Below are 26,671 nucleotides of genomic sequence, written 5' to 3'. Positions count from 1 at the left end.
ATGGAACTCACAAACGGAAAGCGGTGTTTGAAGCCTATTTCCGCAAGCTTCCTTTTGGCAACGGATATGCCGTATTTGCCGGATTGGAACGTATTGTGAATTATATCAGCCAGCTTCGGTTTACGATGGAGGACATCAAATATTTATCCAAACAAGAGGAAAATTACGATCCAGTCTTTCTGGAAGAGTTGCTCCAGTTTTCATTTCAGGGGACGATTCATTCCATGAAGGAAGGGGCGCTCGTTTTCCCTGATGAACCGCTCATTCGGGTAGAAGGCTCCATTATGGAGACACAACTGGTGGAGACGGCGATACTTAACTTCATGAATTATCAGACGTTAATTGCAACGAAGGCTTCCCGGATCAAACAGGTGGCAAGTCAGGACACATTGCTCGAATTCGGAACACGACGTGCACAGGAAGCGGATGCGGCCATTTGGGGGGCGCGTGCCTCGTATGTGGCAGGATTCCATGCAACGTCTAATATGCTGGCTGGAGAGCGCTTTGGAATTCCGACAGCAGGGACACATGCTCATTCCTGGGTGCAGAGTTTTATGAGTGAGCAGGAGGCGTTTGACGTCTATGCCAAAGTGCTGCCAGATCAAGTGACACTGCTGGTGGATACGTTTGATACATTGAACAGTGGTGTTCCTCATGCAATCAAGACTGCCAAGAAGCTGGAGAGCCAGGGCAAAAAGATGAACGCCATTCGTCTGGATAGCGGGGACCTTGCGTATCTATCCATTCAAGCTCGGCAAATGCTGGACGATGCCGGACTGGATTACGTCAAGATTGTAGCTTCCAACGATTTGGATGAAAATACAATTTTCAACCTTAAGGCGCAAGGAGCTCGCATCGATACATGGGGAGTGGGCACACAGCTAATTACCGCTTCCGACCAACCCTCTTTGGGTGGCGTGTACAAATTGGTGGAGCGTGAAGTGGATGGTGCCATGCTGCCTACGATCAAAATTTCGGCCAATCCCGAAAAAGTCTCCACACCAGGTAAAAAAGAAGTCTTCCGGATCATTGATCCGAAACATGGCAAGGCGATTGCAGATTATATCTGCTATCCAGGAGAAGAGCAGCCGCTACAGGGCGGGCCGCTCAAGCTGTTCAACCCGCTACACCCTTATCTGAAAAAGACGGTAACCCGCTACGAAGCAGTGAACATGCTGGAACCGATCTTTGTGAATGGGCGAAAAGTGTATGAACTGCCTACCCTGGATGAGATTCGCAGTTATCACCGCGAGCAGATGGATCTCTTCTGGCCGGAATATCTGCGTAAACTCAATCCTGAGATTTACCGCGTAAATATCAGCCCTGCGGCCTGGAATATGAAGCAGAAGCTCATTGCTGAGCACGTGCAATCCACCGAAGAATAAATCAAATAAAGGGGCATAACCGGAAGAAAGTAGGCCGGGTTATGCCTTTTTGGTTTCCTCTTTCCTGATAATTGTCCCGTATGACGAATGGATGGTGTGTGAAACATCATGGACAGACAGTCCATGAACTGCGATATACTATACCTTCAACGGACGCAGGTTTACAGGGAAATGAAGCAATTATTTCTCGGGAAAGCGCAGGAGACGTCAAATGCTGCATCTTTCCGAGCTTGCCTTTCGACAGGATCCGTTTCTGTGGCTGTTTCAACTGTGTATCAGCCGGGGATGAATGAAAGAGGAGGTGCAACCATGAGATGGATTTTGGCACTGATCTGGGTGGCCTTTATTGCGTATGCCTGGACTTGGGTACCTGGGCAGCCTCTTGGGAGTGACCCTGTGTTTAAAGAGCTGGTCACACTGCAAAGCAAAGAACCCTGGCTACTAACCGTATTTTCGTGGCTTGGGATTTATCCGGCTATTTTCGCTTGCCTGCTGTTAAGGAGGTCAGGGAAAGCGAGAGGATCTCGTGTACCGGCGTGGCCTTTTGTGTTGCTGTCTTTTGGTTTGGGAGCCTTTGCGCTGCTGCCTTATTTTGCGTGGTCCTCGCAAACACACAGAGGTTCGGGGTCCGAACGCCTCTCCTTTGGTAGTCAGCGTGAATCGGGTATTGGACGTGTGGCAGCTCATAAGCTGACCCATGTGGTTCTGCTGCTGCTTACATTGGGCACAGGCTTCTATGCAGTGACTCAAGACAATCCTGATGTATACATGGAAGCGTTCAGGGAGTCTTCCTTTGTACATATTATGACAATTGATTTCGTCATCCTAACTTTGCTTTCCGTGATCGCATTGTTCAGGGATGCTTCTGACAATCGTCGTTCTCGCGGGTGGGCCGTTGCAGGGGTGATCCCATTGATAGGCCCGCTCATTTATTTGATGACCAGCCGGAGAGATTGAGTTCGACGGATGTCGCCCTTATACTTGTTTAAATTGAATGCGAACAATTCATGATATGAATAGAAAAATAAGTAAATTTATAACTGAGGAGAGGATAACGAATGATGAATACTTTTCCTGCCTATGTCGTGCGTAAAGAAGAACAGGGTGGCGTGAAGGCTGCTATGGAGCAGCTGACGAAAGAGGACTTGCCTAATGGTGACGTAACCCTACAGGTTCAATACTCAAGCGTCAATTTTAAAGATGGTCTCGCCACAACTGAAAAGGGCGGTGTGGTTCGCGAATATCCGATCGTACCGGGGATCGATCTTGCAGGGATTGTAGAGGAATCCGTGAGCGGTCGGTTTGCACCGGGGGATCGGGTGATCAGCACAGGCTTCGAACCGGGCGTTTCTCATTTTGGAGGGTACAGTCAATATGCGCGTCTGCGCAGCGAATGGCTTGTTCCTCTGCCGCATGGACTCAGTGAGAAGGAAGCGATGGCAATTGGAACGGCAGGGTTCACTGCGGCACTTTCGGTAGATGCTTTGTTGCGGGCTGGAGTGACTCCGGAGATGGGCAATATTCTGGTGACCGGAGCAACCGGAGGAGTAGGGAGTATGGCAGTAGCTATTCTGGCGAAGCTGGGATTTGAAGTGACAGCAAGTACAGGCAAAAAAGATCAACAGGAGCAGCTGCTTCGAAATCTGGGTGCCTCACACGTCATTTCACGCGAAGAAGCGGATGCGCCAGCCAAGGGAGCAATGGGCAAACAGCTCTGGGCAGGTGTAATTGATCCGGCAGCAGGTCCGGCACTGGCCGAACGTCTGAAACAGATTCAATACGGAGGCGCTGTCGCCGTATCAGGCTTAACCGGAGGCGCTGCATTCGAGTCCACCGTATTTCCGTTTATTTTGCGGGGGATTCAATTGATTGGGATTGATTCAGTCTATTGCCCGATGGAACGGCGGGAACGGATATGGAAGCTGCTTGGCGGAGAATGGAAGCCGGATCGGGCGCTGGAGCTAGGGATTCAGGAAATCTCATGGGTACAACTGCCTCAGACACTCGAAACGATCCTCAAGGGCGGTGCTGTAGGTCGTACGGTAGTTAATACGATGTCCGATACGCCTGCCGAATAAGATTCTTTTCTCCTAGACATGCTAACTCTACCTGAGAGCGTCACCGTGCATGTGGCGGGAAAGGAAGGATGAGTATGCGTGTTAACGGAAAAGGATTGCATTATAGATCTGGGCGTGTAAAGTCTGGGCTGGTTAGTATGGTCGTGGTGCTATGTACAATATCGGTAGTAGCGTGTTCAGCATCGAATGTGGAGCAGGAACGGAAAATATATACCCGACAAGCGACGGATGAAGGAAATGTTCGGGCAAAGAGTCAAGGTCACGGGTTAAATGGTCCATTAATTCAGGAGCTGGATGAAGCTTTTGCTGCAAAAGGCATAAAGTTGATGAATAATATGTCCGCTGATGATGGTGAGGACGGAATCTCTTATATGTACCTGCTGAATGGAAGTGGCAGACATATTGTAAAGGTCCACATTTTCAGTGATGCCCCTACAAGAGTAGCCCGGATGAACGAAATGTACGGTAATGATGGCGATGAGGCTGTGATGGAAAATGTACTTGGCAAAACAACGATTCGCAGCAAAGACTATGTGTCACTGGTCTATACGGCTTCGGGTGGAGAAAAGGACGATTATGAAGAAAACGTTATGCAGGTATTCCAGCATGTGCTTGAGCAACTGAAGTAATCGACTCCACTAAAATAAATCTGAAAAACCCGTCTGATTATTCAGACGGGTTTATATATTTCACACATGACATGCCTCAGTTCAGGCAAAATGAGTTTTTCCATTGCCAGTTTGACAGCTCCCTTGGAGCCCGGCATGGAGAATACGGCCGTACGCCCAATCGTACCGGCTACCGCCCGGCTAAGAATGGCAGCAGAACCGATATCCTCGGTATAGCTGAGGAAGCGGAAGATTTCTCCAAAGCCAGGCAGCTCCTTGTCGAGTAGTGAAGACACTGCCTCGTATGTTGTATCTCGGGGTGCAATTCCGGTTCCGCCGCTGAGCAGCACGGCTTCGATATCGTCACGAACGGCTGCATCCTGCAGGATGCTTCGAATGGTTTCAGTTTCATCCGGTGTAATGATATATTCGACGATCTGGTAGCCTGAATCGGTTAGCAGCTTATGCATAAGTTGTCCGCTTGTATCAGTGTCCTTGGTACGGGTATCTGAAACGGTTACAATCATACAGGATACCGTGTCAGGGGCTTCCTGACGATGTTGTTCCACTGAATTGGTCATAATACATCCTCCTCCAATCAACATGTTCTCATAGCATAGACCATTCAGTAGAATGAGGCAATGGACTTGCAAATAGAAGGCCAGGATTGCGCAAAGATTGCAGGATAGTGTACACTCGCTAGGATAGAGATAGACCAGTACCATTGGATAAATTGAGAGGTGAACAACGATGAGTGAATTAAAAACAAATGAATCATCCATACCAGTATATATACTGTCAGGCTTCTTGGGCAGTGGCAAAACGACACTGCTTGTTCAACTGATTGAACATTGGCAGCAACAAGGTCTCCGGCCCGCCGTTGTCATGAATGAACTGGGTGAAGTGAATCTGGATGGTCAGATTGTTGATGCTTCCGTGCCCATGACGGAAATGTTGGGAGGATGCATTTGCTGTACCGTGCGCGGTGACTTGGGGCTGCAACTTGCTGATCTTGTGCAGGAGGAATCGCCTGATGTCATTATCATCGAAGCAACAGGAGCAGCCAACCCGATGGAGATTCTGGATGCAGTAACGGAAACATCCCTCTATATGCGACTGGAACTGAGAAGCCTGATTACTGTAGTAGATGCCGCGCATCTGTCAGGGCTGTACCAGGAGCAGAAGGGACAAACCTTCAAGCTGATGCAGGAGCAGATTCGCTGTGCGTCTGTACTTCTCCTGAATAAAACGGACCGGGTGAATCAGCAGCAGTTGGCAGATCTACGGGACCTGTTGGCACGCTGGAACGGTTTTGCTCCGGTACTGCCTACGGTGAAGTGTGAAGTTGATATGGATGTGCTACTTCGTAGTGGAGACAATGTGCATGCCTATCAATCTGTTGAGAAAACAAGTAAACACGCGGATAAGGAACAGCACGTACATTCCGAGGCTTGCGCAGAGCATGGATGCAGCCACGATCATGGACATGAACATCATGAGCATGTGGATCATGATCACAACCATAGACATAATCATGCCCATCCCCATGCTTCGCATGAACATGTCATGGTATATACACACTATTTCACCCAGCCGGTGAACAGTGAGGCTTTTGAGCGCTTGATAGCTGAGTTACCACGCGACGTGTACCGGGCAAAAGGGATTTTATCTTTTAGCGATACGTCCAGCCGGTTCTGGTTCCAATATGCTTACCGGGAATCGGATTATATGAAGATTACGCCTCAGGGGGATGTGCCTAACGTCGCTGTGTTTATAGGTGAACATTTCGATCAGTCGGTCATTCGCAACCAATTGCTGGAATTAGAGGCGGCAAATCAGGTTTAATGATTCAAGGTTCCTCCAGACGGGGTATTAAGAAACATAGCAAACTTAGTCTGGGAGGTAACTTTAAATGACACAACAACAATATCAACAATGTATCGATGCTTGCCTGGAGTGTATGAATGCTTGCAATGTATGTTACATATCGAGTCTGAAAGAATATGATCTGGCGATGCTGCGTGATTGCATTCGTTTGGATCGGGAATGTGCAGAGATCTGCAATTTTGCTGCTCAATCCATGACACGTGGAAGTGATTTCATCGCTGAAATTTGCGAACTATGTGTGAAAGCATGTGAAGCTTGTGCTGCTGAGTGTGGCAAACATCAACATGATCATTGCCAGGCTTGCGCAGAAGCTTGCCGCAAATGTGCAGAGGCTTGCCGCATGATGGCCGCAGTAGCGTAAATATAACTCGATTGAATTTAATTTGATTGAAAATAAAAAGCCCGGGCAATCTGCAAAGATGCCAGGCTAATCCCCTCACAGAAGACAACGTAATAAGACATCCGATAAGATGTACTTCAACGTTGTCTGCTGGAGGGGATTTTTTATGGATACAGCATAGTAACGTTCTTCTCCACCAGATGGGGTGAACCTCTATCGCCAGCAGGCTCTCCATTGGGGAATGCATGTAACAGGTTGCCAAAGCAGAGCTTGATCTGTATAATGATGGCAATGAATTGAAACGATGAATATCCGTGATCGGGAGAGTAGCCAGAATCCATGCATAACAGCGAGCCGGGGCAGGTGGAAGCCGGTATGACATGACCTGAGTGAAGCGCACCCGTGAGATGGTTGTCCGAAGGCATGTTTACATCCTTGAGAGCGTGCAGAGCATGGACTAGAGGGCAATCCGGCAGGCGACCGTTAATCGCAACGAGCGGAGCACGCTGTGAATGTACTAAGATGTACATTTGCTGCAGGCTCACCTAGAGTGGTACCGCGGGAACTGTGAAGATCAGCTCTCGTCTCTGATATAGAGACGAGGGCTTTTTTTGTTTTCTATAGCATGGCTAAATACGATAATGACTAGGAGTGTTCGACATGTTGATGAATCAGGCAGCAGCACAACTTGCTCCGTTAACGGGATTGAAGCAAGACGAGGTGTTGAGATTACTGGAGGTTCCACCACAGGCGGAGATGGGAGATGCGGCTTTTCCTTGCTTTATTCTGGCCAAGTCGTTGAAAAAAGCACCCGCGGTTATCGCCGCTGATATCGCAGCCGAATTACAGACCGTTGGGCTGGATGCTTCGCCAGCAGGACCCTATGTAAACATCCGTTTCAATCGGGAAGATCTGGCGCCGAAGCTGCTGCAAGAACTGGGACATAAAACATTTGGCAAGCTGCAGCTGGGGGCAGGTGCACGCGTCGTGATCGACATGTCGTCGCCTAACATTGCCAAGCCGTTCGGAATCGGTCATCTGCGCTCCACCGTGATTGGGGCAGCATTGTATCGGTTATATAACGAGGCAGGCTATACTTCAGTGAGTGTGAATCATCTGGGGGATTGGGGAACGCAATTCGGCAAACAGATTGCAGCCTACAAACGTTGGGGTAATGATGAAGCGCTACAGGCTGCGCCAATTCGTACCTCATTGGAGCTGTATGTGCGTTTTCACGATGAGGCGGAGAATGATCCATCTCTGGAAATCGAGGCACGAGATTGGTTCCGCAAGCTGGAGCAAAGAGATGAAGAGGCGCAGCGGTTATGGACCTTTTTTGTAGAAGTGAGCATGAAAGAATTCAATCGGATGTATGAGCGTCTGAATGTACAGTTTGACCATACGCTGGGTGAGAGCTTTTATAACGACAAGATGGATGCAATAGTTGAAGAACTGAAAGCAAAAGGATTGCTCGAAGAGAGCGAAGGCGCATTGGTGGTACGTTTGGAGGAGGAGAATATGCCACCTTGCCTGATTATCAAAACCGATGGAACAACCATCTATCCAACACGGGATTTGGCAACAGCCGTTTATCGTCATGATGTGATGAAGGCAGATAAAATGCTGTATGTAGTCGGGGGAGAGCAGAAGCTTCATTTCCGTCAGGTCTTTGCGGTATTATCCCGGATGGGGTATGCATGGTCTGAGATTTGTGAACATATTCCGTTTGGCTTGATGCGTTTCGAAGGACGGAAGATGTCTACCCGCCGGGGAAAAGTCGTCTTTTTGCAGGAGGTATTGGATGAGGCGGTTGCTCGGGCATTACAGATTATTCAGGAGAAAAATCCGAATCTGCCGAACTCGCAGGAGGTTGCGGAAGCGGTTGGTGTAGGTGCGATTGTATTCGGAGATCTGCGCAATAACCGGTTGAACGACGTCGATTTCTCGCTCGAAGATGCGGTGAGCTTTGAAGGCGAGACAGGACCTTATGTGCAATACACACATGCCCGGATTAACAGTGTGCTTGCGAAGGCAGCAGAGGCGGGGCGTGTGGAAAATGAAAATCAATTAGAGCATGTTTCTAGCAGTGTTAGTAACAATGCTGCGGCCAACACTCAGAATAAGCCGATCATGGTCGGTGACACTTCATGGGCATTGCTGAAACTGCTGGCGGATTATCCGCAGTATCTGGAAAAAGCAATTCATCGCAACGAGCCTTCGGTCATTGCCAAGTATGCGATAGATGTTGCCCAAGCGTTCAACCGCTTTTACCATGCGGAACGAATTGCGGATGCGCCGGCTGACGTCAAACCCTTCCGGGTGGCGTTAACAGAGCGTACGGCGGAGCGTCTTGCCTACAGCCTATATTTACTGGGCGTTCAGGCCCCTGAACGGATGTGATTCTATGGGATGGAAGACAAGTAGATTATTCGATAAAGCAGGCAAAGCAGCAGCAGACTTAAACGGACGAATCATATCGCTACAACAGGTGAGCAAACGACTTGGGGATGTGCAGGTATTGAATGATATCAATCTGGAAGTAGGTCAGGGGAAGTGCATCGTCCTGGTGGGCAGGAATGGCTCAGGCAAAAGCACGTTGCTGCGTGTGCTGGCGGGTATGTTACTGCCTGACTCAGGCTCAATGCACAAGCCTATGCATGGACGGATTATGTATGCACTGGATGGACTGCCACGCCTGCCCTTCACCCCAAGAGAGTATCTGTGGGAAATGGGACGTATTCGAGGCATGCGCCCTGAAATATTGCGACAACGGATAGGCGAATTGAGTGAGCTGTTATTCGTGGGCACGGCGCTGGATCAGAACCTGCCTCAGTTATCCAAAGGTACTTTGCAGAAGGTGAATTTGATTCAGGCTTTGCTGCCTGGACCTGATGGGTTATTGCTGCTTGATGAACCATTGTCCGGTCTGGACGTTCCGGCACAGGAAGCAATTGTAGCTTTGCTCAGACAGTGGAAAAAGGAAGGAAGCCAGATCGTTACAGCTTGCCATGAGCCATTGCTGATTGAACGTCTCGCAGATCAGGTCATCGTGTTACAGAAGGGAACGGTGCTGCGTCGCTGGAGTCAGGAAGATTTGCAGCAAGCTGGTGAGCCCGCTGTGAGTATCCAAAGTGTGATGGAAGGGCTGGAACAATCCGTTATCAAATCGCTGCTTGTTGATCAACCGGGAATCATTGCATGCCATTGCGGCATGGTTCGTCAGGATTATGGTCGAGAAGTATGGGATTGGAAGGTGTCACGCAGTTCGGCAGATCGGATTATTGGAATGATTCTGGCAGCTGGCGGTTCCATCGTGTCTGTACAGCCGGAAGAGAGCCGATTAAATATGGAAGGATTGATGGAGGGGCGGCACCCGGGTGAGGCTATAAGCAGGGAAGTTGCTGAGAACCTTTCCTCCATATCTACGGCAGGAGGCGACCTCCAATGATCTACTTGACTCGTTATTTGTTAAAACATTACATACGTTCACAGAAATATGTTGCGCCGGTGATCTTTTATGTCATTACGATGCTGCTTATCTATTCCTACAAACCTAATCCGGTTGCGGACAGTTACAGCGTTACGGCCATGCTGCTCTTTTTTGGCGCGGCTTGGCTGGGTTTAACGGTAATGAATACGGAACCTGCCGTGCAGTATCAATTGCTTGTTCTGCATGCAGGTAGCAAACGCAAGGTTGTCTTCGCACAATTAATTTGTGCGTTGATCATGCAGTTTGGTCTGACTGCAATTACCGTGTTATATCCGGTTGTTACGGGCATGTTTGGAAGGGTACCGAGTACTGGGGAGTGGATCATGGCTTGGGCCGGACATTTGGCGTTGTCGCTCCTGGGTCTGGGGCTCAGTGTGTTCTTCCAAAAATCATACATTCCCATGCTGAGTCGCAGCATGCCGCCTTTCATTGTGGTGATGTTATTATCGTTTGTCCAAGGTTCATTAAGCGGACATTTGCCTGAATCCATGCAGTGGGTTGTCAAGATTCTGCCTCCGGCCTTTTATCTGGTTCGTGAATTGATGTTATTTGAAGAATCGGATTTGGGGGCTGTGGTTTTGACGACAGTGTGGGCTGTACTCTATGCCATAGTTCTACTTATCATTCATGTATGGTTATCGGGTAGAAGGGATATACGGAGTTAGAGGCTATTATTCTGCTTAACTTGAATGTTGGTCCATGTTTCGTTACCATAGAGGGACGTTAGAATGGAATGTATTGTACGGAGATAAAGGGGGCTCGCTTATGCAAAAGACAGACATGCAGCATGGTGACATGCTGGACAGCGAACACTCCAGAGAATTGTTTGCATACTACGGATTGGCTGTATATTATGGACAGGCGCTTGAACAGCAACTGGTCAATCTGATTTTATTAATGAAAATGTCCCAGGGCAAAGTTGTTTCCGAAGAAGATCTGGAAGATCTGTACGAACGGAAGATGAGCAGTTCACTCGGGCAACTCATTCATGAGGTGCGTCATCATTTTACTTTTTCGGAGGAAGAGACTCGTCAGTTGAATGAACTATGGAAGCAGCGTAATAGCATTGTACATCACTATTTTAAGGAACGAATTCATGAGACATTCAGTCCTGAAGGACGATCACGTATGATCAAGGAGCTGGAAGATTTCAAAGACCGTGCACAGGAACTGGAGATTAGTCTTCAGCAGTACACAGGTGCCTGGATTGCAGAGCTGGGGCTGGATGCTGAATCCGCGGCAGCGCTGCAGACACTCGAACGTATGCATGCAGAGAGCATGCACGCCCGGGCACTGGAAGAGGATGAATCATTGTGATGGAAGGCAAGTCCCGGATACGTAAACTAAAAAGCAGACACTGGCTTGTAATCTCCATTGCATCGCTAGTACTGATAGGAGTCATATGGACAATAACTACAGCATCGCTCATCTGGGCCTACACCGATGAGGAATCATCCAGACAGAGTGATGCAGCCATTATCCTTGGTGCAGCCGTAGAAGGGGACAACCCATCACCCGTATTTCGCGAACGTATTGAGCATGCCATTTTATTATATCGCCAGGGGACGATCAGCCATCTGCTCTTTACTGGTGGTTCTGGCAGTGCAGGAGAGCGTGCCGAAGCCGAAGTAGGACGAGATTATGCTGTTGCACATGGTGTAGATCTGGCAGATATTCAAATGGAGACGGAGTCGAGAATTACGGAGGAGAATCTGGTCAACTCGCTTAGCGTTGGAGAACAGGCGGGGTTTCGCACTTACACCATTGTAAGTGACCCGCTGCATATGAAACGGGCGATGAAGCTCGCTAGCGGACTCGGCATGGATGCCGTCCCGTCCCCAACACGAACGACGGCTTACCAGACCTGGCGCAGCCAATTTCCTTTTCTGGCAAGAGAAACAATATTATATATGGGATATATGGTCAAAGGATGGATAGACAATCCGCAGCAGCACGGAAAGTGACTGGTCTGCGCGATTGTCTTTTTTTTGCGTATGTTGACCCGACGTTTCTATGTTCCGGGATAATTAATCGCTGCACTAACCAGTGCAGCCACCCCAAAACCGATGAACCACCAAGGCCAGCGCCGATGATTGTTTTTACGTATACCGATGAACAAACTGATGATCCCCGCAAGTAATACCACGGTAGCCAAGCTGCTGCCAACAATCCAGCCGATGCTCATATGTTTACCTCCTCTATATGGAATGTTAAGAAGAGCTCCCTATGGTGAGCTTCCCACCTCTGACCTCTGCTTGAAATGGATAAGTACCGTTACGATACGTATGTTGATTATGATTGGATTGAAGCGGGAGATCACTGCTGAATCGGCCCCCAGCCTGCTTGAAGTCTAACTTGAATCCATCGTTATCTGCTGGGATTCGCACTTCAACGTTACAACCTGTGGAGCGACTATCCAGAGATTGAAGCATCGTTGAGGAGTGAATGGTGAGTTGGCTGCCTGTCACTTTGGATTGAATATGGGTGAACTGACCGGATAATTGAACAGGTGAAGAAGTGGATTGCAGTTGCATATGTTCTGCATGGAGGTCTGTTGCTGTCACCCGACTGCCCACTGATCGTAGACGGATATGCTGGGCATGGCCAGTTAAGATGAGCTTGCCGGATGTACAGTCACAATCCCATTGTTCCGAAGAAACGTTATCTACAAGAAAGTGGGAACCAACTCCGTTGATCGATAGCCTTTTCAAGACCGCAGGCGGCAGTACAATGTGGAGCGATGTGCGGTGGAAGTTTATGCCCAGCGGAAAAGCTTGTTTTCGTCCATCGATCAGATGTAATAAACCATGGCTGACATTAGCTTCAAAACATCGAGTTCTTGGAAAACGAGCGGAGCCCCATTGAGTAACACGAATAACCGCTTCTGTACCTTGGCTGATATGCACTTCACCTTGCATCCATTCCAGAGAAAGGGCAAGAAGGGGTTCTTCGGACAACCATTCTTTGCAAATCATGTGTCTATTAGGTTTCAAAATGGTTATCCCTCATTTCTGTCATCCTCTTCATCCAGAATAGGATAAGCGCCCATCGCAGCATGTTGGTCTAGAATACGTTCAATTAGTGATTCACTCACAATATCGGCACCAAGCATCTCCATCAACCGCTGTAAAAAATAAAGACGTTGCTTTGTTTCGCTTGAATTGCGGCCGAACAGTGTTGGATTAATCCATATATTGACCAGCATCATGAATACTTCTGCACAAGCTTCCGGATCTTCGGTATGAATAGATCCATCTGTAATGCCTTCACGCAAAATCGCTGCAATCACAGGGGCATCAATGCGCACAGCCTGTTGAATCCCTCGTACAATGAACACTGGATTTTTGATCTGGGTTCGAAGTACATGATCCAGAGAATGGGCCTGTTGATCAGAGACGACATACTCCAAAATCTGAACTAACTTCTCTCGTGCTGGTGTAGTCGTTGTATTTGTAACTAATTGATCCAGCATCTGAGCGGAATAGTTGAACTGTTGTTCCATGACCGCGTCCAGTATTTCCTCTTTGGATCTAAAGTGATGATACACAGCTCCCTTGGACATGCCTAGGGCAACAATGATGTCCTGGATACTCGTCTTTTCAAATCCTTTATCTGTGAACAACTGTGCAGCGACGTTCAGAATCTGCTGTACCGTCTGCTCAGGGTGCTTGTTTCTGGCCATAATAACCTCCTTATATTTTAGATACCGACCGTTGGTATGTATAATACAGAGAGATGTTTCCATTGTCAATAAGAGGAAATCAGAAGGAGTGAATACACGAAGGAAGTTTATATCGATCAAATCTTGAGTTTATTGAGAAAAGGTAAGATCAAGAAAAGATAAATAAGAGCTGAGAAAAGTAAAGTGGGACCAGAGTAAAGTAGATTGACAACCTTGTTTCGGATTTTGCGTCATGGACAAAATAAAACCGATCTGCCGCAGACCAAGAGGTCCACGGGCATATCGGTTGGTTGTTGAATTAAACTTGAATTCCGTTTTACTTACACGCCGCCTCCAGCAAAGGAAGAAGTGGTTCGAATGGCCTCGCCCAGTGGATTGTTTCCATTCGTATCTGGTGCTGCTTGAGCACCTTGCTGTAGCTGATACATCTGATAATAGCGACCTTTAAGTTCCATCAATTCATCATGAGCACCTTGTTCAACGATCCGTCCGCGATGCAGAACCAGAATCTGGTCTGCTGAACGAATGGTGGACAGACGGTGGGCGATGATGAAAGTGGTCCGTCCTTTTTTGAGGACTTCGAGCGCATTTTGAATTAATGCTTCCGTTTCCGTATCAATGTTCGCCGTAGCTTCATCGAGAATCAGGATGGCTGGATCGAATGCCAGTGCACGAGCAAAGGAGATCAATTGCCGTTGTCCGGCAGATAATGTGCTTCCTTTTTCGATAACCGGCTCGTCGAATCCTTTCGGTAGATGGGCGAGAATTCGCTCAGCACCTACATCGCGCAGCGCCTGTTCAATCTGTGCACGAGTAATCTGCTCATCCCCGAGACTGACATTGGAAGCAACGGTACCCGTGAACAGGTATGGATCTTGCAGTACAATGCCCATGTGTTCGCGAATCCACTGTTTAGGAAGATCCTTGACGTTCTGACCGTCGATCGTGATTTTGCCTTTCTGTGGATCATAGAACCGGAACAGCAGGTTGATGATCGAGCTTTTACCGGAACCGGTATGGCCCACTAGGGCGACCGTTTGACCTTGTGATGCTTTGAACGAGATGTTATTCAGCACATAATCTTTTTTATAAGCAAAGGATACATCGTCAAACACGACATTTCCTTTGTATCTCGGCATCGAGCCATCGGTTACCGGTTCACCTTTCTCATCCATCAGTTCAAATACACGTCCGGCCGATACCATAGAGGAGTCCAGGTTCGCGAGTTGGTTCACCATACCTGTAATTGGCTGGAACAAACGTCCGAGAACGTCAACGAATGCATACAGCACACCCAGTGAGATGATACTCGTACCGTCCAGCACACTAGAACCGAAGTACCACAGAACAACTGCAAAAGCGATATTCCGCAGGACGTTAACCAGGTTGTGTGAGGTGAAAGCGTTCAGGTTGAGCATTTTATTCTGGTGTTTCATATAATCATCATTCAGATCCTCGAATTCCTGCTTGGTCTGTCTCTGATGACGGAATACCCGGATAATGGACATCCCTTGAATGGACTCGTTAATAATCGCATTAATCTCGCTCAGACGTGAACGAATAATCGTATTGTAACGAGTAGCGATTTTACGATAAAGCACAATCCACAGAACCAGCATCGGCACAACGAACAGCGAGATCAATCCGAGGCGGAAATCCAGCAGGAAGAGCGCAATGTACACTCCAGTAATCGTAATGATGCCTGAGAAAAAGTTCGATAGAACCGCAACGAATAGATCCTTGACGGCTTCGGTATCGTTGGTAACCCGAGAGACCACTTTACCTGCGGGCAGGTTATCGAAAAAGTGTACTGGCAATCGCTGGATATGTGCATACACATCGTTACGAAGTCTTTGGATGACTTTGTTGGCAGATGATTGCAGCCAGTATGTTTTACCAAACTCCATAATGACAGAGATAACAAGGAAGATCATGTAATACACAATCAGTTGATAGATGCTTGGCATTTCCGGTTTGTAAAAGGCAAAGAGTTCACCAGCGGATAAAGGCACCGCCGCATATTGACCCGTCACTTCACCTGCGCGTGTAACTGTCAGTGTTCCGTCCGCGTAGGTTCGATCTCCATCGGGGGCACTTACGGATTCATTCACAAAATAAAAACTTCTACCGGCTTGCAGTACGCGTACCTCGGTACCTTTCGTTTCATCCGGTTCAAACCGGCCTTCACGTTTGTAGTTCTTTCCATTGTAGACCGCCGCTTCGCTTGAAGCTGTAGTCTCATAGAAAGGTTGCTCAATAGCGAGCAAATGATTGTCGATCATGGACTTGGCGATGAAAGGGCCGGCAAGTTCAGCCGCAACTCCAATCGTAAGCATAATTAAAGCGGCAATAAACGTACCTTTGGCTTTTAGGGCGTATTGAAGCAGCCGTTTGCCTGTATTAGACTTCAAAGCGTTGACCTCCTACGTGGACAAATTAGACTCCACCTGCTGCCGTTCATACTGTTCACGGTACCAGCCGTTCATAGCAAGCAGTTCCTGATGGGTTCCTTCTTCCGTTATTTTCCCTTGCTCCAGTACGATGATTCGGTCAGCGTGTTCAATAGCGGACAGGCGGTGAGTCGAGATCAGCGTTGTTTTGCTCGAGCGTTTGTTGCGTATATTTTCAATAATTTTGGCTTCAGTTCGTGCATCGACGGCAGATAGAGCATCGTCCAAAATCAAAATGTCTGGATCGGCGATAAAAGCACGCGCCAGCGATACACGCTGTTTCTGTCCACCGGACAGCGCAATTCCTTTTTCACCAACGAGTGTGTCCAGACCATCGGATAAAGTGCCCAGATCTCCGTCAAAGGCTGCGGTGCGAATCGCTTCCATAATTACATTATCATCAGCACCCGGCTTGCCGAATTGAATGTTCTGACGGACTGATTTGGAGAACAGCACCTGTTCCTGTGGAACGTATCCAATCCAGCTGTGTAGGTCATCTTTGGCGATATCCTGAATCGGATGACCGGAGATGCTTAACTTACCCGATCCAGCCGGGTATTCATGAAGCAATTGTTTGAGCAGGGTGGACTTGCCGCTACCTGTACGTCCCACGATACCCAGTGTCTGCCCGCGACGAAGTGAAAAGCTGACATGACTGAGATTATCGATGGTAGAACTAGGATAACGGAAGGTAACATCCTTCATAGCGATCTCTTCCGGATTAGTAATATGAGCAGGTTGCTCAACATCTTTCACGGCAGGTTCTACAGATAGTGTCTCGTTAACACGATCGAGTGAGGCACTACCACGCTGCATCAGGTTAATCAATTCGCCAATCGCAAACATTGGCCAGATCATCATCCCCAGGTACATATTGAACGATACGAGATCCCCTAGGGTAATTTCATTGTGAAAAACAAGATAAATGCCGTAGGCAAGTGCAATCACATAACTGAGTCCGACACATAACCGGATGGTAGGTTCGAACAGTGCATCCATCTTGGCAACGGCCAGATTTTTGCGGTACACATCTTCGGTGACATCGGCGAACCTTTTCTCATCCAGACGTTCCTGAACATAGGCACGCACGACTCGAATGCCGGCAATAGATTCAAGCACCTGATCGTTCATATCCCCGAATGCATCCTGTGCCAATGTGTATCGTTGATGGACGGCTTTACCATAGATCATCATGGCGATGGCGATAAAAGGCAGAGGTAGGATTGCGGCAAGGGTCAGTTTCCAGCTAACCAGAAAACCCATGGCGAATAATACGGTTGCCAGAAAAGCAGTGGAGTCGGTTAACGTCAGCATGCCGAAGCCTGCTGTGGTGGCAATGGAACGAAGATCATTTGTGGCACGCGCCATCAGATCGCCAGTTCTGTTTTTCTCAAAAAAGGGCGGGGTCATCCGCAGCAAATGGTCCATAAAGCGTGACCGCAGCAAACGTTCAACTAGATTGGCACCGCCAAATAGTTTGTGCATCCATATGTACGTTGTCAGATAGATAATGATGACCGATCCTAGAATAAGTAAAATGTAGCGTGTGAGTGAGGCGCCGGTGACGGAACCGCGTACAATCTCGTCGATGGCATTACCCAGAAGACGAGGTGGCAGCAGTTCAATGATGCCCACCATAATAAGCAAGGTGACACCAATGAGGTATCGTTTGCGTTCCAGCCGGAAAAACCAGGCCAGATTTTTAAGTACAGAGAACAAGTGGTATCCCTTCCTTTCAAGTTCGTGAAATGCATGTTCCGTTCATGTTTAGCCATTTGAGCCCACAAAAAAAGACATACCGCACGCAGGCGGTATGTCTTGGGTATCATTCATACGGCAGCATGGCTCCGAGAGCAGAGCCACCACCGTAGATAAAGTTCGATTGTGAGAGTACAAAACAGCAAACCTGATTAGAGGCTTCTGTGATGCGGTCTTATGAACGGAATAACGATTTCATGGGTGCTCCGGTATTTAGTTGTATGCTGAATTGATGTAGATCGTCATTGTTAAACACCGTAACCACCCTTTCTTTTTTGGTAATAAATTGCATGTAGATCTCGTATGTTTGCATCTTAACACCGACTTTTACAATCTGTCAAACGTTTTTCCAAAACAGAAGATGCAAAGCAATGTGATGGAATTATGACAAGTGAATGAATTTTTTTTGCGTATTTGGGGTGGTTGAGGTTTGTAATCAGGCCATTGTAGCGATATGATGGAACATATATATAGAGAAGGAGCTGACACCAAATGAGTACCATACATGTATCTGACCGCGCTGCTCGCTGGTATAAGGAAGAACTGAATTTGAACGAAGGAGACAGCATTCGCTTCTTCGCCCGTTATAGCTCCGGCGGAGGTCTTCATCCAGGCTTCTCCCTCGGAATCGCCGTGGAGGAACCGAGACATCCTGCTGATCAAACGAAGGTATCGGGTATCCAATTTTTTATGGAGGATCATGATTACTGGTATCTGAAGGGTCATCAACTACATGTAGATGTCGTTGAAGAAGGACAGGATATCGAATATCGCTACACCGAGATTTAACGTAATATCTCTGCGTATATAGAATGGCTCATCACCGGTCGCACCGATTTTCGAACAGGAGGAGATACGACATGAATCCGCCAGCCCGAGATTTGGCCCAGTATATCGCGAATCGCTCTCATATTGTTGTTAAGGCGGCGGTTCGGGCCGAGAATGAACAAGGTGAATTATTGCTGATCCAGCATGCTGAACACGGACATTGGCGTATTCCTGCGGGACAGATGCGCCCGGGAGAAGCCATTGAGGACACCGCGCACAGGGAACTGTGGGAAGAGACGGGGTGGACCACCAATCATATGACACTTGAAGGTTTGCATTCCGGTCCGAATCTGAGACATTTGCATGCCAGTGGAGATGAAGAATATTTTGTCATTGCCATGTTCAGGGCACAAATTGTTCAGGATTCGCTCGTAGAATCCCGAGTAAATAGCGAAGCAGGGCTGAAGTTTTTTGATCTCAAATCATTGCCCAGGCTGAATGATCTTAGCCGCTTACTGCTCAGGTTTTCGGAAATAGAATAAACACAACAAAGAAGACGCCTTTCCTGCCGGGAAGGCGTCTTCTTTGTTGTGGCAATCAGTAATCTATGGCCTAATATCCATGATTACGATGATCATTCTTGTGAAACAGCAGGCCACGGTCCTAACTAGACTTGATCAAGCGGTTCTTCATCATCCATCGCAAAATCAAAGTCGTCAATATCGAAGACCTGCACAGGAGATGCCGATTCAATAATACGTGCGATCAATTCGACCTGATCGGTAAGTATGGGGGTATCCAGGCGCTGTGAAGTGAGAAGCAGTTCGGTCTCAATAGGATCAAAATATTCACCATATTGTGCGGTATCAACCGCATTAATGATGGCGATGGAGACCTGATCACCAAACAGAATGGACGGACTCTTAGCCCAGGGAACAGCCAGGGCGCGCTCTATTTTTTTCTTATTCAACGGTTCTTCAAAATAAGAAATCATTTCGTTAATCTTGGATTTCACATGCTGGTCATCCGCCGGATTATCCATCAAAGGGTCAGGGCTGGTCTGAAATTCATATAACTCAAGGATGGTGGTGTAAGGAACAATATATTCAACAGGCGCCGGCGGCGCGAGTAATTGACCGTAAATAGCCACCATCACGGCTTCTGTTACAAACTGACGTGACATGGTTCCTGAATCCTCCTGCGGCCATTAATAGTTGCGAGGTGAATCAATTTTCTTTTTGTATGAAGGATCATCAAATTGATTTCTCTGCTATGGACTTGAGTGCTTGAATTGCATGAATAGAAGTATATCATACAACGATGGGAAAAACAGCCAGTCAGCAGAAGGATGTCAAGTCCCAACTTTGATCATGATTTTCCGAGCAGTAAGGATAAAATTCCTGCTGCAATCAGGGGACCGACCGGTACACCCTTGAACAAGGCAACCCCAAGCACCGTACCAATAAGCAGCCCGGCAACGACGGTAGGCTGTGTACTCATTAGCGTAGCTCCTCGTCCGCCCAGATGAGCAACAAGTAATCCTACACCGATGGCGAGCAGCGACTTCCAGTGCAGAAAAGACTCTCCAATCGTCTGCAAACTGATCTTGCCGCTGGCGAGAGGTGCCATAACACCAATGGTCAGGATGATGATACCGATCGTAAGTCCATACTTTTCCAGCCACGGATAAGCCTGATTAAGGTTCAGCACCCGCAGCAACAACAGAAATACCATGGCTACGGTTACGGGTGTATTACTGCTGATAATACCTAGCGCGGCAAACACGAGCAACAGCAGTGAGGTCATATCCATTGATTTCATTCCCCTTCGGTCTGCCCGTGATGACGACCTACAATGTGTTCTGCAATATATCTTCCATGCCAGCGCCCGGATTCAATAAACACTTCATTGGCATTGCGGCCTGAAGCGATTACTCCACCAACGTATATACCTGGTACACTGCTCTCCATTGTCTGTGGGTCATATACGGGTTTATCCATATCCTCGGACATCTCCACACCTACGGAAGAAAGCAGTTTGCGGTCAGGACGGAATCCGGTTAAGGCCAGCACAAAGTCATTGTCGAGTTCACTTGTGGATCCGTCAGAATGGAGCAAACGAATGGAATCGTCCAAAATTTCATTTACTCGTGAGCCAAGGTGCAGTGAGATTTTTCCTTTTTGCACCATGCTTTCGAACAATGGACGAACCCAGGGTTTAATATGTTCCGATACACCGCTCCCACGATAAACCATGTCAATATGTGCACCGACACGAACCAGTTCCATGGCAGCATCGACAGCTGAATTACTGCCTCCAATAATGGCGACACGTGTGCGTGTGTAAGGATGAGCTTCACGGAAATAATGAGTGACTTTATCTTTGTCTTCTCCGGGAATGCCAAGATAGTTAGGGTGGTCAAAATAACCTGTAGCAACAACGACATTTCGTCCTTCATGAACGATTGCCTGCCCACGCCGATTGACCGTATGTACCTCGAACGTGCCATCGTCTTTGCGTTTGATTTCTTGGGCTTCCTCATAGTTATGAACACGCAGGCCGAAATGTTCGGCTACCTTGCGATAATAGGCGAGTGCCTCGTAACGAAATGGTTTGTCGTTCGGTGTGCTGAACGGAACATTCCCGATCTCAAGCAATTCCGCTGTACTGAAAAACTGCATATGGGTTGGATACAGATAAATAGATTGGACGATATTGTACTTCTCAACAATTACAGCGGATAGTCCCAGCCGCTCGCATTCAATGGCAGCAGATAGACCGCATGGGCCTCCGCCGATAATAATGACATCTTCCATGTTCTTAATCCTCCTTATTTCAAGCACTATAATCCTACCGTAAATATGGGTTTAATGCCAGTTCAAGAAGGATACGGACGTAAAGAATTGATCTTGATCCTGGGGAATTGACTTAGAAGAGGAAAAAGACTAGTATCAAATTAGATGATCATCTAAACGAAAGCGAGTTGAACGAAATGCAACTGGAGAAGATTGTGGCTTACCATAAAGCCCTGGCTGATCCGACCCGACTTCGGATGCTGCTGCTGTTATCCCAGGGAGAACTGCATGGCCAAGCGCTTGCCGAGAAGCTTAACTTGTCTCAGCCAACCGTTACACATCATGCATCCAAGCTAAGAGAAGCGGCGCTAATCAAGGAACGAAGAGAGAAAAATACGGTGTTTTTCTCACTCAATCCCTATTTTATCCGGGAGCACGCGCAGGCTTCAGTTGATTTTATTTTTAGACAAGAGGAGGTTGCTGATATGAGTGATGTGAATGAGACACTGAAGGCATCCGTGATGCGGAATTTCTTCTCAAAGGATGGACGATTGCGTCAGATCCCGGCTCAATATAAGAAAAAGCTGATTGTACTGGGTCATTTGGTAGAGCAGCTTGAATTCGGACGGAAATATACGGAGAAAGAGATCAATGCATTCATTCAAAACTATCATGAGGATTTTGCCACTATTCGCCGGGAGTTTATTATGCACCAGTTCATGTACCGGGAAGATGGGATCTATGAACTGAATCCGAAGGAAATGTGGACACGGTGGGATCAAGTAAATTAAGTGAAAAATAATTAGACTTGACAAAAGCGGTTGAAGCTGTGTAACATGATGGATAATTCTACAAGGGAGGCGATGTTAAATGACAAATCTAATGGCAGTATACGTTAATTTGAATATGAACAGCGTCTCCGGAACGGATCAATGCATGTAATTTTACGGCAGTTGGGCAGTATTGTTCGCAATATTGTCCATATGTACGTAACACAGAATAACATGCACAGATGAAGCCACGGGTGACGTACCCGTGGCTTTTTGTATGCCGAAAATGGGTTGTTTCTGGATAACGAGTATCGGATTGTCCTAATGATGCGTCTGATATGAATGCCAAAAAAACAATCATCCATTCGGCTAACTTCTTATTGCCGCGGGTGTAGTGCTGCTCGTGGCTTATTTGGTTTTGATGCCGGAACGGAGCGTTCACTGTTGATTGTTGTCAATGTCAATGAAGGATAACACACCATTTATCGGGAGGAATTTTTATTTTGAATAACACGATGGAGAAATACGGCTGGTCTGCAAAGTGGCAGGAGTTGTGGCAGCAGACGGGTATGGAAGAACAATTAAGAAAACCAGCAAGAATTATTGCGGATCATGGGCAATTGCTTCGCCTGATTACGGCTGAGGGAGAATGCTGGGGACGGGTATCCGGTCGGATGCGTCATGATCATGAGGAGACTGGCTTTGTACCAGCCGTTGGGGATTGGGTCGCTGTTACAGGGCAAGCTGGAGAAGAAGCCATCATTCACAGCATTGTGCCACGTCAGAGCAGGGTATCCAGACAAGCCGCTGGTCCAGTGACCAAAGAGCAATTGATTGCGGCGAATGTGGATACATTGCTGATTGTTGCCGCTCTTAATCATGATTTTAATCTGAGACGGCTCGAAAGATACATTATGATGGCCTGGAATGGTGGAGTCAGACCTGTCATCATTCTAAGCAAAAGTGATCTGAGTGAGAATGTGGAAGAACAAATTTCGCTGGTAGAAGGCATTGCTCCGGGTATTGAAGTGTTGGCAATATCGGCTGTTCAGGACCAGGGCAAATCTTTACTTGAAAAATTTCTGTCTCCAGGCACAACGGTTGCCTTGACGGGTTCTTCCGGTAGTGGCAAGTCTACTCTGGTCAACTGGATGATGGGCGAGAGTGTACAGCTCACGCAGGCCGTTCGTGAGGACGATAGCCGTGGACGACATACGACCACTCATCGGGAAATATTTGTACTGCCGCAGGGAGCGGTATTGATTGACACGCCGGGAATGCGTGAACTCAATCTGTGGGATGAAGGTCAGGATGGTTTGTCACATGCCTTTGGTGAAATTGAGCAGCTTGCAACGGAATGCAGGTTTCAGGATTGCACGCATACCCGGGAAGCCGGTTGCGCCGTGAAGGAGGCTATTCAGGAAGGTTCATTGGATGAAAAAAGGCTGGGCAACTACTTGAAAATGCAAAAGGAACTGAAGTTTCAGCAGCGCAAGGAAGAGGCCGCATCTAAACGACGGACTGCTTCAAGCAAACCCGTCAGTTCCCGCAAACCGAAACATGTCCGCAGTACAAAAGACTGGGAAGAGGCCTGAGGCCTGGTGGGCATCCCTCTGTATCCTGCATAGGATAGGTAAGGAGGGATGTCATCATGCCAGATTACAGCATCATCGTAGACCTGTCGGATCACATGTTATATCTTTTGGATGGCCCGCAGGTGGTTAAGGGTTATCCTGTCGCTATAGGAAAGATACTCACGCAGACGCCTAATGGCGTGTTTACGATTATTAACAAACAAGAGAACCCAGGAGGACCATTTGGCGTTCTTTGGATGGGGTTGTCGGCGCCGCATTATGGGATTCATGGAACCAATGATCCTTCATCCATTGGTAAGTCCGTTTCTCATGGATGCATACGCATGTATAACTCGGATGTGTTGGATCTGTCTTCCAAAGTGTCAGTGGGCACACAAGTAACGATCCGGCCCTAGGGCCGGATTTATCTAAAGAAGGGATTCTAAAGTCACGGCGTGGCCGAGAGAAAGGGAGTAATAACATGCGAATCAGACCAGCGCGTGAAGGGGATGCGGAAGCCGTAGCCCATGTACATACAGAGAGTTGGAAGACGACATATCGAGGGATCGTGCCGGATGATTTTTTGGACAATCTGACTACGGAATCAAGGTTGTCCCAATGGGAACGAAATATCCGTTCTGGCGAAAAGGATCAGATTCTGGTAGTAGCTGAACAGGAAGATGGGAAAATTGTCGGATTCGCCTGCGGTGGAAAGGAACGTGAAGGCAAATTGCCTTACGATGCTGAGTTGTATGCTATTTATTTACTGAAAGAAGTGCAACAAACGGGTATAGGTCAGCAACTGGCGAGACACGTCGTGCGTTATCTCCATTCCCTGGACATGAGGAACTTGTTGATCTGGGCACTGGAGCAAAATTCAGCCTGTCGTTTCTATGAAAAAATGGGCGGAATCCCTGTCCAAACACAGTATATCCGGATTGGCGGACAAGATCTGTTAGAGGTTGCTTATGGTTGGGAGGACTTGACTCTTTTTGGAGAAAAGACGGTTCCCGGTAGTTGAATAAATGCAAATTTGGCTGAATGTGTTGGGCATTGAGGAGCATTTTCCCTTCAGAGGATGAAAGGATTCAGCTGTTCTTCACGTTTGCGCAATCCTTAACAAGGTTAATGAACTAATACACCGCTTTGAGGTGAGACATTCAATCTTGTTTGGGAGGCGTTATTCAGATGACTTTAATGGAGACAGAACATACAACATGGACGAAACAATTTATTAATGGCGAATGGGTAGAAGGCTCCGGCGAGAAAATAGTGGAAAATAAAAATCCGTACACGGGAGAGGTCATCGCAACCTGGCGATCCTCGAACAAGGAAGATATAGATCAGGCATATGAGGCGGCCCGAAAGAGCTCGGTGGAATGGAAGAAATCCCTGCCGGCGGTAAAAGAGGGTGTGCTCCGCAAAGTTTCGGCTTTAATGGTAGAGCGCAAAGAGGAAATTATAAAATTGCTGATTACGGAATCCGGGAGCACACGCATCAAGGCCGAGGCGGAGTTTGCCTCTGCGAAACGGATTGTGGATGAAGCTGCTTCGTTCCCTTACCGGGTGAAGGGGGAGATCCTACCTTCAAACACACCAGGGAAAGAGAATCGTGTTGTGCGGGAGCCCAAGGGAGTTATCGGCGTTATCGGTCCTTGGAATTTTCCTTTGCACCTGTGTCTGCGTTCCGTAGCTCCGGCTATTGCTTTGGGTAATGGAGTCGTTATTAAGCCTGCGTCCGATACGCCGATTACAGCTGGTTGGCTTATTGCTGATCTATTTGAGCAGGCTGGATTGCCTGAAGGTGTACTGAATGTGGTTGCTGGTAGCGGGAGTGAGATTGGGGATTATTTTGTAGCACATCCGGTACCCAAAGTCATTTCCTTTACAGGCTCTACAGAGGTGGGGCAGGGCATCGGCAAGCTGGCGGGTGAGCATCTGAAAGAAACTGCGCTTGAACTTGGCGGCAACAATGCGATGGTTGTTCTGGAAGATGCGGATATCGAACGTGCTGCAGAGTCTGCGGTGTTCGGTAAATTCCTGCATCAGGGGCAGATCTGTATGGCACTTAATCGTATTATTGTGCATGCTGATATTTACGATAAGTTTGTGGAGTCCTTTGTTAACAAAACGAAAAAAATTCAGGCTGGTGATCCTGCTGATGCCCAAACGCTGGTAGGTCCGCTCATTCGTGAGAAGGAAGTGGAGCGCCTGCTGGACTTGATTAAGGGAGCCGAGGCAGAAGGTGCAAGATTGCTGCTGGGTGGCACTAGCAAAGGCAATGTGCTGGAGCCCACCGTGCTTGCGGATGTGAAACCAGAGCAGCATATTGTGCAACAGGAACTGTTTGGACCTGTAGCAGTATTAATGAAAGCGCAGGATGAGCAGGAGGCCGTGCGTTTGGCGAATGATACGTCTTATGGATTGAGCGGTTCCGTATTCACCGGAAATCTGGAAAGAGGGTATCAAGTTGCCCAGCAGATTGAATCGGGCATGGTGCATGTAAATGATCAATCCGTAAACGATGAGGCTCATGTGATGTTTGGTGGTGAGAAATCATCGGGTATTGGTCGTTTCGGTGGCGATTGGGCTATTGAAAAGTTCACGCGGACACGCTGGATCAGCATTCAGCATCAATATCGGGATTATCCGGGAGTGCAATAGTTCGACAGTGAACATGGATTAGAAAACACTTTATTTTATAATCAGATAGGGTTCGAGAAAGAGTGACAAAGATTGCGCAGAGTCCGCCTCAAGCTTGATGGGGCGGCCTTTTGCATGTTTTTACACATTTGAAAAATAGGTTAGGAAATGGTGTGAAAAAGCTGTTTGGTATACCTGTAATCTGGTTATTTATGGATACACGGGCAGAACAGATCCGTAAATCCAATAGGTAAAGGGGCCTGAACTTCATGTCCATTGACCGTTTCATTCTGAGAAAGCTGAATACTTGTCAGGAAGAAAATACACGTGATAATCTGGTTCGGTTGTTTGTCATTCGAATCCAAAAGGCCGAAATGGAAGAAGAACACGAAAATGCTTATGTCGTCAGCCGATTGCATTAGAAATAGATAAAAGAGATTCTG

Annotated in this window: 29 protein-coding genes; 19 read left to right on the top strand and 10 right to left on the bottom strand. The window is 47.6% G+C overall.

Going from position 1 to position 26,671, the window contains the following annotated elements:
• The 4 genes from gpAD87_RS14775 to gpAD87_RS14760 form a co-directional block, all read left to right on the top strand.
• A partial coding sequence (locus tag gpAD87_RS14775; protein ID WP_082935288.1) for a nicotinate phosphoribosyltransferase occupies positions 1–1,385 on the top strand: 1,385 nt, incomplete at its 5' end.
• A gap of 309 nt (positions 1,386–1,694) precedes the next feature.
• A complete protein-coding gene (locus gpAD87_RS14770) occupies positions 1,695–2,342 on the top strand; it encodes a hypothetical protein (RefSeq protein WP_064639031.1) in 648 nt (215 codons plus the stop codon).
• Positions 2,343–2,443: 101 nt separating this feature from the next.
• Positions 2,444–3,463 carry an acrylyl-CoA reductase family protein gene (locus gpAD87_RS14765; RefSeq protein WP_064639030.1) on the top strand — a complete coding sequence of 340 codons (1,020 nt, stop codon included), beginning with the start codon at positions 2,444–2,446 and terminating at the stop codon, positions 3,461–3,463.
• Between the two features lie 68 nt (positions 3,464–3,531).
• Positions 3,532–4,092 (top strand): hypothetical protein, encoded by a 561-nt coding sequence (locus gpAD87_RS14760; RefSeq protein ID WP_231952579.1) that lies wholly within the window; start codon positions 3,532–3,534, stop codon positions 4,090–4,092.
• 41 nt (positions 4,093–4,133) lie between these two features.
• Here gpAD87_RS14760 and gpAD87_RS14755 read toward each other — a convergent pair whose 3' ends face one another.
• On the bottom strand, positions 4,134–4,655 hold the full coding sequence (locus gpAD87_RS14755; RefSeq protein WP_157258532.1) for a MogA/MoaB family molybdenum cofactor biosynthesis protein: 522 nt from the start codon (positions 4,653–4,655) through the stop codon (positions 4,134–4,136).
• 166 nt (positions 4,656–4,821) lie between these two features.
• On the opposite strand from gpAD87_RS14755, the gene gpAD87_RS14750 reads away from it, so the two are divergent.
• Positions 4,822–5,916 (top strand): CobW family GTP-binding protein, encoded by a 1,095-nt coding sequence (locus gpAD87_RS14750; protein ID WP_064639027.1) that lies wholly within the window; start codon positions 4,822–4,824, stop codon positions 5,914–5,916.
• Positions 5,917–5,983: 67 nt separating this feature from the next.
• Positions 5,984–6,319: a four-helix bundle copper-binding protein gene (locus gpAD87_RS14745; RefSeq protein ID WP_063566344.1), complete on the top strand. Its 336-nt coding sequence runs from the start codon at positions 5,984–5,986 to the stop codon at positions 6,317–6,319.
• 143 nt (positions 6,320–6,462) lie between these two features.
• Here gpAD87_RS14745 and gpAD87_RS14740 read toward each other — a convergent pair whose 3' ends face one another.
• Complete coding sequence (locus gpAD87_RS14740; RefSeq protein WP_157258469.1) at positions 6,463–6,828, bottom strand: hypothetical protein; 366 nt, start codon at positions 6,826–6,828, stop codon at positions 6,463–6,465.
• 130 nt (positions 6,829–6,958) lie between these two features.
• Here gpAD87_RS14740 and argS point away from each other — a divergent pair, with 130 nt between their 5' ends.
• The 5 genes from argS (at position 6,959) to gpAD87_RS14715 (ending at position 11,752) form a co-directional block, all read left to right on the top strand.
• Positions 6,959–8,698, top strand: a complete 1,740-nt coding sequence (gene argS / locus gpAD87_RS14735; RefSeq protein ID WP_064639025.1) for an arginine--tRNA ligase — start codon at positions 6,959–6,961, stop codon at positions 8,696–8,698.
• Positions 8,699–8,702: 4 nt separating this feature from the next.
• Positions 8,703–9,746 (top strand): ATP-binding cassette domain-containing protein, encoded by a 1,044-nt coding sequence (locus gpAD87_RS14730; RefSeq protein ID WP_064639024.1) that lies wholly within the window; start codon positions 8,703–8,705, stop codon positions 9,744–9,746.
• Positions 9,743–10,453 carry a hypothetical protein gene (locus gpAD87_RS14725; protein ID WP_064639023.1) on the top strand — a complete coding sequence of 237 codons (711 nt, stop codon included), beginning with the start codon at positions 9,743–9,745 and terminating at the stop codon, positions 10,451–10,453. Before gpAD87_RS14730 ends, gpAD87_RS14725 begins: the two co-directional genes overlap by 4 nt.
• Before the next feature lie 100 nt (positions 10,454–10,553).
• Positions 10,554–11,105, top strand: coding sequence for a hypothetical protein (locus gpAD87_RS14720; RefSeq protein WP_063566340.1), 552 nt, complete (start codon positions 10,554–10,556; stop codon positions 11,103–11,105).
• Positions 11,105–11,752, top strand: coding sequence for a YdcF family protein (locus gpAD87_RS14715; RefSeq protein WP_064639022.1), 648 nt, complete (start codon positions 11,105–11,107; stop codon positions 11,750–11,752). Before gpAD87_RS14720 ends, gpAD87_RS14715 begins: the two co-directional genes overlap by 1 nt.
• A gap of 47 nt (positions 11,753–11,799) precedes the next feature.
• Here gpAD87_RS14715 and gpAD87_RS32180 read toward each other — a convergent pair whose 3' ends face one another.
• From gpAD87_RS32180 to gpAD87_RS14695, 5 genes are all read right to left on the bottom strand, one after another.
• Positions 11,800–11,973 (bottom strand): hypothetical protein, encoded by a 174-nt coding sequence (locus gpAD87_RS32180; RefSeq protein WP_162842452.1) that lies wholly within the window; start codon positions 11,971–11,973, stop codon positions 11,800–11,802.
• Positions 11,974–11,998: 25 nt separating this feature from the next.
• Positions 11,999–12,763 carry a DUF4097 family beta strand repeat-containing protein gene (locus gpAD87_RS14710; RefSeq protein WP_064639021.1) on the bottom strand — a complete coding sequence of 255 codons (765 nt, stop codon included), beginning with the start codon at positions 12,761–12,763 and terminating at the stop codon, positions 11,999–12,001.
• A gap of 23 nt (positions 12,764–12,786) precedes the next feature.
• Complete coding sequence (locus tag gpAD87_RS14705) at positions 12,787–13,470, bottom strand: TetR/AcrR family transcriptional regulator (RefSeq protein WP_064639020.1); 684 nt, start codon at positions 13,468–13,470, stop codon at positions 12,787–12,789.
• Positions 13,471–13,790: 320 nt separating this feature from the next.
• Complete coding sequence (locus gpAD87_RS14700) at positions 13,791–15,881, bottom strand: ABC transporter ATP-binding protein (RefSeq protein WP_064639019.1); 2,091 nt, start codon at positions 15,879–15,881, stop codon at positions 13,791–13,793.
• Positions 15,882–15,893: 12 nt separating this feature from the next.
• Positions 15,894–17,639: an ABC transporter ATP-binding protein gene (locus gpAD87_RS14695; RefSeq protein WP_064639018.1), complete on the bottom strand. Its 1,746-nt coding sequence runs from the start codon at positions 17,637–17,639 to the stop codon at positions 15,894–15,896.
• Positions 17,640–18,170: 531 nt separating this feature from the next.
• Here gpAD87_RS14695 and gpAD87_RS14690 point away from each other — a divergent pair.
• The gene (locus tag gpAD87_RS14690; RefSeq protein ID WP_024630313.1) at positions 18,171–18,467 is read left to right on the top strand and encodes a HesB/YadR/YfhF family protein; all 297 of its coding nucleotides are present in this window, start codon (positions 18,171–18,173) and stop codon (positions 18,465–18,467) included.
• A 71-nt stretch (positions 18,468–18,538) separates the two neighbouring features.
• Positions 18,539–18,988, top strand: coding sequence for an NUDIX domain-containing protein (locus gpAD87_RS14685; protein WP_063566334.1), 450 nt, complete (start codon positions 18,539–18,541; stop codon positions 18,986–18,988).
• Positions 18,989–19,113: 125 nt separating this feature from the next.
• Here the strand turns inward: gpAD87_RS14685 and gpAD87_RS14680 are convergent, their stop codons facing one another.
• From gpAD87_RS14680 to gpAD87_RS14670, 3 genes are all read right to left on the bottom strand, one after another.
• Entirely contained in the window at positions 19,114–19,629 is a 516-nt protein-coding gene (locus gpAD87_RS14680) for a hypothetical protein (protein ID WP_063566333.1), read from the bottom strand.
• 185 nt (positions 19,630–19,814) lie between these two features.
• Positions 19,815–20,258 (bottom strand): DUF441 domain-containing protein, encoded by a 444-nt coding sequence (locus gpAD87_RS14675; protein ID WP_064639017.1) that lies wholly within the window; start codon positions 20,256–20,258, stop codon positions 19,815–19,817.
• Positions 20,259–20,263: 5 nt separating this feature from the next.
• Entirely contained in the window at positions 20,264–21,262 is a 999-nt protein-coding gene (locus gpAD87_RS14670) for a YpdA family putative bacillithiol disulfide reductase (RefSeq protein ID WP_064639016.1), read from the bottom strand.
• Between the two features lie 176 nt (positions 21,263–21,438).
• Between gpAD87_RS14670 and gpAD87_RS14665 the strand changes: the two genes are divergently transcribed.
• The 6 genes from gpAD87_RS14665 to gpAD87_RS32175 all read left to right on the top strand — a co-directional run bounded on the left by gpAD87_RS14665 (position 21,439) and on the right by gpAD87_RS32175 (position 26,650).
• Positions 21,439–22,032 (top strand): DUF2087 domain-containing protein, encoded by a 594-nt coding sequence (locus tag gpAD87_RS14665; RefSeq protein ID WP_063566331.1) that lies wholly within the window; start codon positions 21,439–21,441, stop codon positions 22,030–22,032.
• Between the two features lie 482 nt (positions 22,033–22,514).
• Positions 22,515–23,606 carry a ribosome small subunit-dependent GTPase A gene (gene rsgA, locus gpAD87_RS14660; protein WP_231952578.1) on the top strand — a complete coding sequence of 364 codons (1,092 nt, stop codon included), beginning with the start codon at positions 22,515–22,517 and terminating at the stop codon, positions 23,604–23,606.
• 56 nt (positions 23,607–23,662) lie between these two features.
• A complete protein-coding gene (locus gpAD87_RS14655) occupies positions 23,663–24,001 on the top strand; it encodes a L,D-transpeptidase (RefSeq protein ID WP_063566329.1) in 339 nt (112 codons plus the stop codon).
• A 65-nt stretch (positions 24,002–24,066) separates the two neighbouring features.
• The gene (locus gpAD87_RS14650) at positions 24,067–24,606 is read left to right on the top strand and encodes a GNAT family N-acetyltransferase (RefSeq protein ID WP_064639015.1); all 540 of its coding nucleotides are present in this window, start codon (positions 24,067–24,069) and stop codon (positions 24,604–24,606) included.
• Positions 24,607–24,773: 167 nt separating this feature from the next.
• Positions 24,774–26,249, top strand: a complete 1,476-nt coding sequence (locus gpAD87_RS14645; protein ID WP_064639014.1) for an aldehyde dehydrogenase family protein — start codon at positions 24,774–24,776, stop codon at positions 26,247–26,249.
• 248 nt (positions 26,250–26,497) lie between these two features.
• Positions 26,498–26,650 carry a hypothetical protein gene (locus gpAD87_RS32175; protein ID WP_170867771.1) on the top strand — a complete coding sequence of 51 codons (153 nt, stop codon included), beginning with the start codon at positions 26,498–26,500 and terminating at the stop codon, positions 26,648–26,650.
• Positions 26,651–26,671: the final 21 nt, after the last annotated feature.

This window comes from Paenibacillus sp. AD87 (assembly GCF_001659845.1).
GTDB lineage: Bacteria > Bacillota > Bacilli > Paenibacillales > Paenibacillaceae > Paenibacillus > Paenibacillus marchantiae.
Note: the sequence above shows the minus strand (reverse complement) of the source record. Positions and strands in the feature narration are given on the sequence as shown.